The sequence below is a fragment of the Candidatus Phytoplasma prunorum genome (assembly GCF_036924415.2).
GTDB classification, from domain to species: Bacteria; Bacillota_I; Bacilli_A; order Acholeplasmatales; family Acholeplasmataceae; genus Phytoplasma; species Phytoplasma prunorum.
In genome coordinates, this window is sequence record NZ_JAZHCY020000003.1 from 41906 (window position 1) to 55928 (window position 14023).

The window sequence follows — 14023 nt, forward strand, 5'->3', positions numbered from 1 at the left end:
AAACCCCTTATAATTTTAAATAAATATAAATCAAAAAAAATATTTAAACAATTAATTTAGAATGATAATAAAAATCTAAATCTAAATTAATATTAATTAGACATTTATCTCTTATTTTTTTTAAAATAATATGATAAATATTAATAATATCAATATTTTTACAATTAATTAAACAATTATATTTATTCATTATAATTTCTAATAAATTATCTTTTTCTATTTCATCCATACTTAAATTTAAATATAATTTTAAATAATTACAATAATATTTTTTTAAATAATTTAAAGTATATTTTAATAAAATTTCTAAATGTAAAAGTGTATCTTTTATTGCTCCTATTAAAGCTAAAGACATACCTATTTTTTCTTCTTTAAATTTATGCCATAAAACTCCAGGTGTATCTAATAATTTAAAAACATTATTATAATTTAACCATTGAAAATTTTTAGTCAATCCAGCAATATTTGCAGTTTTAACAACTTTTCTATTTATTAATTTATTAATTAAAGTTGATTTACCTACATTAGGTATACCAACAACCATCATTTTTAAAGGTTTATAAAAGCGTTTTTTTTGATTTTTAATTAAATATAAAGCTTTTTTATAAATAGAATTAACATTAAATCCTGTTTTGGCATCAATTTCTAAAACATAAAATCCTTTGTTTTTATAATAATTTAAAAAAAAATTATTTTTATCAAAATCACTTAAAGTTTTTTTATTAAATAAAATTATACAAGTTTTATTTTTAACAATTTCAAAAAGTTTTTCATTCATACTTGAAATAGGAACTCTAGAATCTAAAATAACTAAAACCACATCTACAAATATTAAATTAATTTTAATTTGTTCCAAAGTTTTTTTCATATGCCCTGGAAACCATTGTAATTTATTCATAAAAATAACCACTCTGTATTGAATTTAATTTTTTTTAATTTTAAAACATTATTTATTCAAATTATTATCTATATTTGGTTCTGTTTTTTTTAATTCTATTTCTTCTAAAAATTTTGTTAAATCTTTTTCTGATTTTTCTTGATAAGAAAACATTTTTTTACTATAAATTTTATACATTTCTTCGCCAAAAATTATAATAATAGATTCACCTAATTTAGAAAAAATAATTTGCATACTTTGTTCTAAAACAATTTTTTTAAACCAATAAAAAGGGTTAACTAAATTAATAACATTGCTAAAAACAGTAAATTTTTTTTGAGTTTTTTTATAACGCTTAATAATAGATTTTTCTATAAACATTTTTCTTAGAACAAAAATTTTTCTCAAAGTCATATTTCGAAAAAATTTTAAAATTCGATTTTCAAATAATTTATCTAATCTTTTATTAATATATTTAAATAAAAGCAAAATTTCTCCCATAGTTAATTCAAAATAAGGATATGGTGAATTAGGATAAAAACCAAATACTATTTCATAAGATAACATTTTTAAATTATTTAATAATATTTCCATGTATTCATCTTTATTAATTTTAATTTCAGCTTTAAATTTATCAGAAAATTTTTTAATTAAAATTTTAGCCTCTTTTTTATTTAGATTAACTTCAGTAACAGATGATTTTTGTAACTCATTTTTAATCCTTTTTAAAAAAAATAAAAAATAGAATAAAATACAAAAAATAATACCAGTTATAAAACCAAAAAAATATTGTAACAAAGGAAAAAATTTATTTATTAAAAAATGGATAACCCAGTTTTGGGAAAGATTCATTTTAAAACCTCTTTAAATCATAGTACTTTTAAAAAATATTTTTAAAATATAAATTATTTTTTATAAATAAATTTATGAATTATGAAAAAATATAATATTTACTAAAAATATATTTTACTTATCATTTATTTTATCTTAAATAAAGAATAAAATATAAAATAAGTTATTAATAATATAAATAAAATTATTTTTTTTTATAATTTGGTTTTTGTGTTTCTTTAATTTTATCAATAAATTTTAAATAATTATCATAACGCCAATCAGAAATTAAACCTAATTTCAAAGCTTTTTTAACACCACAATTTATTTCTTTAATATGTAAACAATCTTTTTTAAAATAACATTGATCAGAATACAATAAGAAATCTAAATAAAAAAATTTTAACTCTTCATAATCAAAAATAGTTAAATCTAATTTAGAAAAACCAGGAGTATCAGCAATATAACCACCATAAAACTCATATAATTGAGCATTTTTTGTTGTATGTTTTCCTAAACCTAATTTTTTCGAAATTTCTTGTGTTTTTAATCGTAAACTAGGTTTTAGAGAATTTAAAAATGTTGATTTACCAACACCAGTTTGACCAGCTAAAACAGTAATTTTATTTGAAAAAATATCAATCAAATAATGAGTGCTATTTTTATCTTTACTATTGACATAATGAATACTATAAAACTTTTCATAATAAGATATTTTTTTTTTAATACTTAAAAATTTATCTTTATTTATTAGATCAATTTTAGTAAAAATTAAAATTATTTTTAATTTATATTTACTCAAAATTAATAAAAATTTATCCAAAAGTCTAAATTGAAATCGTGGTTTATATATAGAAAAAACTACAATAACTTGATTAAAATTAGCAATATTTGGTCTAATCAACTCATTTTGACGTTTTAAAACTTCCGAAATTAAATACCTATCTAAATAATTTTCATAAATCACAATATCTCCTACTTTAATTGTAAAAATATCTTTTTTATGAATATCATAATTTTTAAATTTGCCTTTAACTTGAGCAGTAATTTTATCATTAGTTTCTATATCACTAATTAAATAATTACCCATGAAAAATTTAATTACTAAAGCTTTTTTCAAAAAAATCTCCTTATAAAATAAATTATATTTATTATATAAAGATTAATATATAATAAATTTTTTTATTTTTATCGAACTTGAACTTTATATTTTTCATAAAGTTTATGTTGAATTTTTATCATAATATCATCTACTTGTATTTTATTTAATTTACCATAAATATCATTAAAAATAAAACCAATAGTTAAAGAATGTTGATGAGAAAATAATTGATCAGAACAATAAACATCTAATAATTCAAATTTAAAAAATAAAATTGAAATAAATTCTTCAATAGTTTTTGAAATATCCGAAAAATCATATTTTTTATCAATAAAAAAAGATAAATCACGTTTAATAGAAGGAAATTTGCTAATTTCTTTATAATAATTTAATTTATTTTTATTTAAAATTTCATCATTTAAACTTATTTCTAATAAATAACTCTTTTTTAATTGATATTTTTCATTAATAAAACAATTAGTTTCGCCCATAAAACCAATTTTTTTATTATTAAATATAATATTGGCTTGTGTACCTGAACAAAAACTATTATAAATATTAGTTTTTTTTAATTGTAAATTTATTTTTAAAAAAAGAGAAATTCTATCTAAAATACCTTTTAAAACAAAAAAAGAACTATTAATATTATTTTTATGCCAACCAGAATTAACAAAATTACCACTCATTCCTAAAGCTAAATTTAAATATTCACCTTCAGGAAAATAAACTTTACCTATTTCAAAAAAAGAATTATCAAAATTGTTACGTTTTTGATTATAACTTAAAACTTCTATAAAACTAGAAATCAAATTTTGTCTTAAAATAATTTTATCTTGAGATAAAGGATTTAAAATTTTAACTTTATTTTTTTTATAAGGAAATAATTTAGAAATTTTATCACTCACTAAACTATAAGTAATAATTTCACAAAAACCAATATTTTGCAATAAATGTCTTAAATTTCTAATTTTATTTTGCTTAATAGTTTTAAAAGCAGCATAATTTAAAATATTTTCATTATTGACACAAATATTATAATATCCATACATTCTTAATAAATCAGAAATAACATTTTCAGGAATATTAACATCATAACGTCTTAATGGAGCAATAACATAAAATATTTGATTTAAATCATTAAAAGAAAAAAAATCAACATCAAAAATAATTTTATATTCCAATAATTTTAAAAATTTTTCAATTTGTGACCATACAAAATTAATACCAGTTTTATGACGAATAAAACTTAAAGATAAAGCAATTTTAGGATTTTTTCTTAATTTGATTCTATTAGAAACTATATTTTTAGTTATTCTAGCATCAGTTATTTCTTGTAAAATCTGACAAGCTCTTTCTAAAGCTTTAACTATTAAAGTTTGATCAATACCTCTTTCATAATATAAAGAAATATTAGTTAATAATTTTAATCTTTTACTAGTTTTAGAAATTATTTTAGGTTCAAAATAAGCAGTTGTTAAAATAATATTCTTAGTATTTGCATTAATATTATTATTATTTAAACCTATAATACCTGCTAATTCTATAGGAATATTATTATTAACAATAACTAAATCTTCAGAATTTAAAAAATATTCTTTAGAATCAATAGTAGTTATTTTTTCATTTAAATTAGCATTTCTAACTACAATCGATGAGTTCATTAATTGATCAGCATCAAAAAAATGTATAGGTACACCATATTCAATCAAAATTAAATTAGTAATATCTACTAAATTATTAACTGGTAAAATATCTGATTTAAATAAAATATTTCTAATCCATAAAGGCGAAGTAGTAATTTTTATATTTTCAATATATCTTAAATTATATTCATAACAATTATCATTTTTGATTTTAATTTTAAAATAATTTAATTTAGAAACTTCTTTATTTTTAACAATTAATTGTTGTTCTAAAAAATCATTTTTTCGTTCAGAAACTGCATTTAAATCTTTAATAAATCCTATATGAGAATAAAGATCTACTCTATCAGGAGTTAAACTTAGTTCTAATATAAAACCTTTTAAACTTAAAAATTTTAAAACATCATTACCTATTTCATTATCAAAGTCATCGGAAAAATAATAAATATCTTTTTTTTCTGATAAAGTTAAATATTGATTAGAAATACCTAATTGATTTAAAGAACAAATAATACCTTCAGAATTAATATTTTGAATTTTTTTAATTTTAACAAAAGATTTTAAACCTTCTAAATAAGAACCTTCTTGCGCGACAATAACTTTTTTTCCTATAATTAAATTATTACTATTACAAATAATATTTAATAATTTATGACCAATATCAACTTTAACTAAATAAAAATGTTTAGAAATAATAATTTTTTCAAAATTTAAAATTTTTCCTATTATTAAATTATGATTTTTAGTTAAAAAATAAAAATTATCTACTTCAGCAATATGGTTATTCACTAAATTAACGATATCTTTAGGAATAATTGATAAATATTTTTTTATAACATTTTCATTAATTTTCATTTTTATTCTACCTTATAATTTAATTAAAATTGTTTTAAAAAACGAATATCACTATTATAAAAACTTCTTATGTCATCTATTTTATATTTCAACATAGCAATACGTTCAATTCCAATACCAAATGCAAAACCTTGATATTTTAAAGGATCATAACCGCCATTAATAATAACTTGAGGATGAATTAAACCAGCTCCTAAAATTTCTAAATAAAAAGAAGGTTTTTCTTTTGGTGTTACTAATAAATCAACTTCTATACTTGGTTCTGTAAAAGGAAAATAGGAAGGACGAATTCGAATTTCTGGTTTTTTACTAAAAAAAGTTTCTAAAAAAAATAAAATATGTTGTTTTAAATCCATTAAATTAATATTTTTATCAATAACAAAACCTTCTAATTGCATAAACTGATGACTGTGATTAGAATCATCATTATCTCTTCTAAAAACTTTTCCAGAAGAAATAACTTTTAAAGATTTTTTTTTTCTTTTTAACATATATTTAACTTGTACAGAAGAAGTATGAGTTCTTAATAAGGTTTGATCATCAATATAAAAAGAATCTTGCATTGCTCTTGAAGGATGTTCTTTATCCATGTTCATCATATCAAAATTATATAATTCTTTTTCTAATTCTAATCCATCATGAATTTCATAACCTAAAGATAAAAAAATATCTTCTATTTGTTCTATCACTTGATTTAAAGGATGTATACTACCACAAGGTAAAAAAAAACTAGGTAATCCAACATTAATATTTTCTTGAAAATTAATTTCATCATAAGATTTTTTTTTAAATTTTTTTTTAATATTTTGTAATTCTGAAATAATTTTTTGCTTTAATAAATTGATTTTTTTACCAAATTTTTTTTTTTCAATTAAAGAATTATTTTTTAAATTATTCAAAAAATCTTTAATTAAACTTTTTTTACCTAAAAATTGTATTTCTAAATTAGCTACATCATCTAAATTTTGAACTTCTTCAATTTTTTTTTTAAATTTATATTCAATTTCTAATAATAAATTATTTAAATTTTGAATTTTTGGCGTAATCATATTTTAAAAAACCTCTTTATTTTTGATAAATTAAATTTAAAATTAAAAAAAACTAAAAAAATTAATAAAATAACTTTAAAAATATTTAAATCATTCATCTGGTAAAGAATTTAATAAACCCATACTTTCTATTTTGGAAAAAATAGTCTTATTAACTTTAGAACGTTTTAAAAAATCTTTTTTTGTAAAATCTTTTATTTTTCTTTCTTTTATAATTCTTGAAGCCGCTACAGGTCCTAATCCATCTAAAGTTATAAAAGGCATTAGCAATCCTTTGTTTTTAACTAAAATAAAATTATTTTTTTCTGATTTATTCAAATCAATAGGTAAAAATTGAAATTTTTCTTTTCTATTTCGAAACTCTTTAGCTACTTTCAAAATACTTAATAAATTTGTTTCTTTAGCAGTATTTTTTAAATTATTATTTAAAGAATTAATTTTATTTTCAATTGCATTATATTTATCGCTAGTCATAGTATCATAATCAAAATGATCAGCTCTCTTAGAAAAATAACCACTATAAAACAAAAGTGGTTTATGAAATTTAAACCAAGCAATTCTAATAGCCATAATAACATAAGCAACAGCGTGAGCCTTAGGAAAAAGATATTCAATTTTTTCTGCAGATTCAATATACCAATCTTCAACTTGATTTTCTTTCATAATCTCTTTATATTCAGACCATTTTTCTTTATTTTTAAAAGGAAGACCTTTACGAATAAACTCCATAATTTCAAAAGATTTTAAAGGTTCTATTTTTTTTTCAATTAATTGAGTCATAATATCATCTCTACAAGCAATAATTTCATTAAATTCACGATAATTTTCTGTACTATGATCAATTAATTTTTCAGCATTATTAGTCCAAACACCAGTACCATGTGAAAGACCAGAAATTTTTACTAAATCAGAAAATTTTAATATTGATTTTTTTGAATTTTTATTAACAATATCTTTTAACATTTTTCTAACAAAAACAGTTCCAAATTCTGGTATTCCTAAAGTAGTATAACCTTTTATTTCATTATCATCAGAAAATATTTTATAAACTAGTTCATCATATAAAGGAATATCTTGAGCTTTGTTAAAATCAAATTCTTCGGAATTTGTTTTAACATAATCCATTAAAAATTTAATCATAATAGGATCATCGTGACCTAAAATATCTAATTTTAATAAATTATTTTCAAAAGAATGATAATCAAAATGTGTAGTTTTCCATTCGGAATTTTTATCGTTAGCTGGATATTGAATAGGAGTTATATCATAAATAGAACACTCTTTAGGAACAATAACAATTCCACCTGGATGTTGACCTGTAGAACGTTTAACACCTTGTATTACTTTAGTTCTTCTTGAAATTTCACTTTCATTTAAAAATTTATTTTTATCTTTTAAAAAACCCTTTATATAACCATAAGCATTTCTTTCAGCTACTGTTTGAATAGTTCCTGCTTTAAAAACATTATATTCACCTAATAATTCTTTAATATAACTATGAGCTTTAAATTGATAATCACCAGCAAAATTTAAATCAATGTCAGGAATTTTATTACCTTTAAATCCTAAAAAAGTTTCAAAAGGAATATCATTTCCATCTTTTTTTAATTTTTTACCACAATTAGGGCAATCTTTATTAGGTAAATCATAACCAGAATAAACTTTTTTTATTTTAATTAATTCTTGTTTTAAAATTTCTATTTCATGTTGTGCATCGTTTTTATCATTTTTTAATGGTTCTTGTTTTTGTTGGGTTAAAATTTGATCAAAATAATCTATTTTAGACTTTAATTCTTGAGAAATAATTTTAATATCAGTATAAAAAAAACATTTAGGACAAATATAATGAGGTTTTAAAGGATTAACTTCTGTAATATCTAATAATTTAGCAACTAAAGAAGAACCAATAGAACCGCGAGATCCTACTAAATAACCATCTAATAAGGATTTTTTCGCTAATAAATGGGATAAATAATAAATCGGAGCAAAACTTAAAGAATTTTGATCTTTTTCATCACCATTAATAATTTTAAATTCTTTTTTTATTCTATCTTTAATTAAAAAATGAGGTTTTTTACCATACAATTCAGTTAATTTTGAATTTACTATAGATTTAATCTCAGACTTTATACTAGAAATATTTAAATTTTCTTTAAAAATATTATCAGATAAAGAAAAAAGTTTATTAGGAAAAATTTTAATTTTTTCTATTTTTTGATTTAATTTATGAGTATTAGTAATAACAATTTCTTCAGCTATTTCAGAAGACAAAAAATTAAAAGAATCTAACATTTCTTGAGTGGTTAAAAAAGCATTATCTGGTAATTGAGAAATTTCATATTTAGATAATTTATGTAAACCACCACCAATTAATTTAGCGTTAATATAAATTTCACGATAAATTTTTTCATGCGGATATAAATAATGAACATCACCAGAAGCAATAATAATTTTTTTTTGATTTTTTGATTCTTGAATAATTTTTAAAATGGTTTGTTCAATAATTTTTCTTCCTTCATTGCCTAATTCATAAATCAAATGACTATAAGATTGAGGCGGTTGAACTTCAATATAATCATAAAAAGAAATAGCTTTTTTTAAACTTTCTAAATCATCATTTAAAGCAATTTCAAAAACATTACCATTATAACAACCACTACCAATCAACAAGCCTTCACGATATTGAGCTAATACAGTTTTTAAAACTCTCGGTTTTTTATAAAAATTATTAGTTAAAGCATCGCTTAAAACTTTAAATAAATTACGATAACCAATTTGATTACTAACCAAAACATTAATATCATAAGTTCTTTCATATTCAGAAGAAAGTTTATTTCCTAAATCATAAAAAGTAAAAACTTTATATTCATTTTCTAAAAGATCTAAAATTTTAATAAAAATTTCGACCGTAGCCTTTGCATCATTTTCAGCACGGTGATTTTCTTCTAATTTAATTTTAAACTTCGATGCTAATCTTTTTAAAGAAAAAAATTTCATAAAACTACTAAAATAATATTGTGATAAAGATAAAGTATCAATAACTGGAATTAGAGGAAATAGAATATTCAATTGCTTGGATTTTTCAAAAATAAAACCTACATCAAAAGAAGCATTATGAGCTACTAAACATGTATTTTCAATAAATTTTAAAAAATTAGGAAGTACTTGTGAAATTTTTGGAGCATTTTTTAATGTTTCATTGTTTATTTTAGTTAATATATAAATATTTTCAGGTAAATCTGTTTCTGGATTAACTAAAGAAGAAAATTGATCAATAATAATATTATTTTTAATCTTAAAACCAGAGATTTCAATAATTTTATCTCTAACCTTAGAAAAACCTGTAGTTTCAATATCAAAAACAACATATTCCATTTCTTTTAAAACAAAATCTTTTAATTCTGAATGATAATTTTGATTAGTTATAAAAATTGGTTTTTCTTCAATAAATTCTAACTCTACACCATAAATAGGTTTAATTTGTTTATCTTCAGAATATTTAGCAATTTCAGGGTAAGCATAAACACCATTATGATCTGTAAAAGCAATGGCTTTATGACCCCATTCATCAGCTTTTTCTAAATAATCTTTAGCGCTAGTAACTGCATCCAAATTAGACATTTTAGTATGCAAATGAAATTCAATTCTTTTTTTACCAGAATAATTATCTTTTCTTATTAAATAAAAAGGTATTGTCGGTAAAAGATTATATTTTATTTCTCCATCACGAAATGTTAAATTAAACAATTTTTTTTCTTTATATATCATATTTGTCGAATCTAAAGAAAAAATAATTTCAATTTCTTTATCTTTTTTTAATTCTTTTTCTAATTTTTCTACCTTTTCTTTATTTTTTGTATAAGATAAAATTTTAATAGAATTATCAACTTGACATAAAAAAAAACTAAATTGATAAGAACCATTTTTACAAATTCTAGATTCAGGAAATAAAATATAACCTTTAATTTTAAGTATATTTTTTTTATAATTATCTTTAAATTTTTGTAAATTTTGTTTTTCAAAAGGTAATTTATTAAGATCATCTAATAATTTTATATCATCAATATTTTTTATAATTATATTTGGTTCATCTTTTAATTTTAATTTTAAATTACAATTATCTTTAAAAAATTTTTCTAAATTATTATATTCTTCAGAATTAATTAAAACTCGAAAATCACAAGATTCAACCGAGATTTCAAAAAAATCATCCTTCAATATAACATGATCTTTATACTTTTCTAATTTATTTATATATTTAAAATTTTGATAATCTTTAATATCTTTTTTAAACAATTTTAAAATATATTTATATTCATGATCATTAACATAGTTTTTATTAAAAATAAAATAATAATTTATTTTTAAATCCGTTATATGATTATTATTTTCTTTTTGAATAAATTCTGTTAATTCATTTAAACATTTTCTCAAAGCATCAAAATTATCAATTTTTTGTGTTATAAATAATTGAATTTGAATTTTCTTTAATTTTTCAAAAATACAAATTTTTTTGACATTAATTTTATTAAAATCTGAAGCTGAATATTTTTCTATTGAATAATTTAAAAATTGTTGAATTTTATTAGAGGACATTATTTTTTATCTCTTTATCATTAATATATCTAAAAAAATCACATATTTTATTATGTGATTATTATAATATAATTTATATATAGTTTAAATTAAAGTAATTAATAATATTTGGTACTGATAGTCGGATTCGAACCGACATGAGTTTTACCTCGTTTGATTTTGAGTCAAATGCGTCTACCATTTCGCCACATCAGCATAAAAATATAATTAAAATATAATTAATCACTATTAAATAGTATAACATTAAAAAATAATTATTTCAATTTTTAATATTAATAAATAAAAATTGAAAATAAAAAATATTAAAATTGACTTTACAATTAATAAATACAATGAATAAAAAATAATTTATTAAATATAATCTAAAAATTTAAAAAAATAAAAACTAAATTTAAATTTATAAAAAATTTAAAATAAAATATACTTATTTTTTAATTATTAAACAAGGTCGTAAAAGATACCTAAATTACAAGTAAATAAATATTTGCAATTGTAGTTATAAAGCAATACATCAAATTATCGGTCTTAAAAATGAAAAGTTTTAAGATTATAGCAGAGAATTAAAGCAGATTGAAGGGAAACTATTAAACAAAGAAAATGACTCCATCAGATGAAGGATATGAACAGATAAGTTCAGAAATGAACCTAAAAACCAAAATTAAGGAAATATTTAAAATTAAAGATACAGTATGTTAAAATATTTAATCAGAAGTATTTAAATATTTTTTGAACTTGATATTTAAAATTATCAGGATTAATTAACTCATTAAGGTCCTAACTCACAACTTCTCACTCAGCTAAACGGTGTTTAAATAAGTTTGAGAAAGTGGAGCTGTTCCGTTTTTTTAATAGAACTTTAATTTTAAAATTGTTCTTTAAGACTAAAAATTAAATTGATAATTACATAATTTTTGATAAGATAAAATACTTTAAAATATAAATTTAGTTTAAATTCAATGTGCAATTCGTGATAAAAATTAAAATTTTTTTACTTTAACTGTATGTTTTTGTTTGAGATAATAAATTTAATTGACACATTTTATTTAAAAAAAGTTTTATGTTTCAAATAGTAACTTTGTTATATTAAAAAATTATGAACTTTATGATAACCGAAAAATTAATTTATTTTTCAATAACTGTTGAATCAAGAATTTTGATAAAAAATTTATTAAATTATTTTTTTCCAATCATAATTAAATTTTTAAAAAAGCAATTTAGGATTTTAAAGTTCTATAATAAGTAATTTATTAAAATTAACCCATTTTAATAAATTTTTTTAAAAAAATTTAGTTTTATATTCATTAATAATTTTGTAATATAATAATTTATGATTTTTTTTATTTTTATAACTAACTGTTTTTTAATTAACTTTATTTTTTATTGTTTTTCATTAAAGAAATACTTTTAGGCGTTTTTATTTGGCATTTTGGTATATAGAGAAACAATCAGAGTTTGAAAAAGATAAATTTAACCCATTTAATAATATTTAATCGAAATAATTATTTTATTTTATGATGTTTAATTTTTAAAAGGTTTTTAATTTATAATTTTAATTCATTAACTTTCTAACTGAATATTTTGAAGATTAAGTTTTAATTTTAATAGTTTACTTTTGATGACTTAAATAAGTTATTAATTCTTCAATAATTTAAAATAAAAGGATATATTCTGGCATGATAATTTTTTTTAAATTATTTACTTTATTTTATAATAAAAAAAATACCTTTTTAAAAATTTAGGAAAATTAAATTTTATTCTATAATTTTAATTAGCGGTTTTAAATTGAAAGTTATTTTTTTTGATTTTTTTGAAATATTTTTTTCAATTTCGGATATTTTTTGTTTTATTTCTATATATTCTTTTTCTAATTTAATAATTTCTATTTTATCATAACGATTTAATTTATTTTTATTTCGAAAATCATTAATATTTTCTACTAATTTTATTTTTATTGTTAAAAGATTAAATAATTCTAACCGCATATCTATTAATTTTTTATCGATATAAGATTTTTGTTTTTTCATTCCTATAATAGGATTATTATTGGTAATTAAAAATAACCATAAGCCTATGAATAAAAATATCTTAAATAAGTATAATGGTTTTTTTAATTTATTCATTATTAATATATACCTTCTTTATTTTATTTCTTATTTAAATGTTTTTTGGATATCTAATATTTATAATTAATTATATCAATAATTAAGGCAAAAATTCATTTTTTTGTTTATTTTTTTTAATTTCTGATATTTTATTTTTTAAATAATTGATTTTGGTATTGTTAATAATAAATTATTTTTTTTTGCAAGATAAATATTAGAAATTAAAAAATTACTAAATAAAATAAAATCACATTTATTTATTAATATGATTAAAACAAATTCTAATAAATTATAAACCACCATTTATAAAAATACGTCTCCAATTAACCATTAAATTAATTATAGCTTATCTTTTCTAAATTTTTTAGAGAGAAAAGCAATGTTAAAAGACGAATTATTTAAAGAATTTTTCAAAAATAAAAAGAATTTGAAAATTCGTAATCAATTAATAAATTTATATGTATCATTAGTTAATAAAGTGGTTAATGAATTTACAACTTATCCACCGCAAAACCGAAAAACCCCGCTATCAGCATCGCCATTTAAATCTTAGTAACCATTTACAAGTGCAACCCAATTTAATCCGTCAAAACTTTCAGGCGTCGCAACCTTATCAAAAACTATTTACGGATATTACTGGTTTTAAAACGGCCACGGGTTATGTCTATTTTACAGCGATCATTGATGCTTTTAATCATCAAATTTTAACGTGGCAAACCGCCACCACCCCGAATTTGGCTTTGATCACCAAGCTGGTCCGTAAATTACCACCTTTAAAACCCAATTGTATTATTCATTCCGATCAAGGCGCCGTTTATCTTTCCAAGAAAATTCAAAAAATTTTAATTAAAAAAGGCTGTTTAATCAGTATGTCACGACCAGCGACACCCTTAGATAATGCGGTGATTGAAAATTTTTTCGGCCAAATGAAAAGTATTTTAGACGCGCACCATCCCACTTTATCCCAA

General features: G+C 19.4%; 8 protein-coding genes and 1 tRNA gene. 1 reads left to right on the forward strand and 8 read right to left on the reverse strand.

Annotation, left to right across the window (positions count from 1 at the left end):
• Nucleotides 1–43 precede the first annotated feature (43 nt).
• The 8 genes from ylqF to V9D86_RS00215 form a co-directional block, all read right to left on the reverse strand.
• Nucleotides 44–898 carry a ribosome biogenesis GTPase YlqF gene (ylqF, locus tag V9D86_RS00180; protein ID WP_334330791.1) on the reverse strand — a complete coding sequence of 285 codons (855 nt, stop codon included), beginning with the start codon at nucleotides 896–898 and terminating at the stop codon, nucleotides 44–46.
• 48 nt (nucleotides 899–946) lie between these two features.
• Nucleotides 947–1729, reverse strand: a complete 783-nt coding sequence (locus tag V9D86_RS00185; RefSeq protein WP_334330792.1) for a hypothetical protein — start codon at nucleotides 1727–1729, stop codon at nucleotides 947–949.
• A gap of 184 nt (nucleotides 1730–1913) precedes the next feature.
• Nucleotides 1914–2828 carry a ribosome small subunit-dependent GTPase A gene (gene rsgA, locus V9D86_RS00190; RefSeq protein ID WP_334330793.1) on the reverse strand — a complete coding sequence of 305 codons (915 nt, stop codon included), beginning with the start codon at nucleotides 2826–2828 and terminating at the stop codon, nucleotides 1914–1916.
• A gap of 68 nt (nucleotides 2829–2896) precedes the next feature.
• The gene (gene pheT / locus V9D86_RS00195; protein ID WP_334330794.1) at nucleotides 2897–5308 is read right to left on the reverse strand and encodes a phenylalanine--tRNA ligase subunit beta; all 2412 of its coding nucleotides are present in this window, start codon (nucleotides 5306–5308) and stop codon (nucleotides 2897–2899) included.
• 23 nt (nucleotides 5309–5331) lie between these two features.
• On the reverse strand, nucleotides 5332–6357 hold the full coding sequence (gene pheS, locus V9D86_RS00200) for a phenylalanine--tRNA ligase subunit alpha (protein ID WP_437439149.1): 1026 nt from the start codon (nucleotides 6355–6357) through the stop codon (nucleotides 5332–5334).
• A gap of 90 nt (nucleotides 6358–6447) precedes the next feature.
• Nucleotides 6448–10953: an exonuclease domain-containing protein gene (locus tag V9D86_RS00205; protein WP_334330795.1), complete on the reverse strand. Its 4506-nt coding sequence runs from the start codon at nucleotides 10951–10953 to the stop codon at nucleotides 6448–6450.
• 109 nt (nucleotides 10954–11062) lie between these two features.
• Nucleotides 11063–11148 (reverse strand) — tRNA-Leu (locus V9D86_RS00210).
• Nucleotides 11149–12704: 1556 nt separating this feature from the next.
• Nucleotides 12705–13073 (reverse strand): SVM family protein, encoded by a 369-nt coding sequence (locus V9D86_RS00215; protein WP_334330796.1) that lies wholly within the window; start codon nucleotides 13071–13073, stop codon nucleotides 12705–12707.
• A 467-nt stretch (nucleotides 13074–13540) separates the two neighbouring features.
• Between V9D86_RS00215 and V9D86_RS00220 the strand changes: the two genes are divergently transcribed.
• Nucleotides 13541–14023 (forward strand): DDE-type integrase/transposase/recombinase (locus tag V9D86_RS00220; protein WP_334330797.1); only part of this gene is annotated, 483 nt, incomplete at its 3' end.

Bases quoted from the DNA above. Each gene is read 5' to 3' on its own strand.
- ylqF (WP_334330791.1), bottom strand. From the start codon at position 898: ATGAATAAATTACAATGGTTTCCAGGGCATATGAAAAAAACTTTGGAA.
- V9D86_RS00185 (WP_334330792.1), bottom strand. From the start codon at position 1,729: ATGAATCTTTCCCAAAACTGGGTTATCCATTTTTTAATAAATAAATTT.
- pheT (WP_334330794.1), bottom strand. From the start codon at position 5,308: ATGAAAATTAATGAAAATGTTATAAAAAAATATTTATCAATTATTCCT.
- pheS (WP_437439149.1), bottom strand. From the start codon at position 6,357: ATGATTACGCCAAAAATTCAAAATTTAAATAATTTATTATTAGAAATT.
- V9D86_RS00205 (WP_334330795.1), bottom strand. From the start codon at position 10,953: ATGTCCTCTAATAAAATTCAACAATTTTTAAATTATTCAATAGAAAAA.
- V9D86_RS00215 (WP_334330796.1), bottom strand. From the start codon at position 13,073: ATGAATAAATTAAAAAAACCATTATACTTATTTAAGATATTTTTATTC.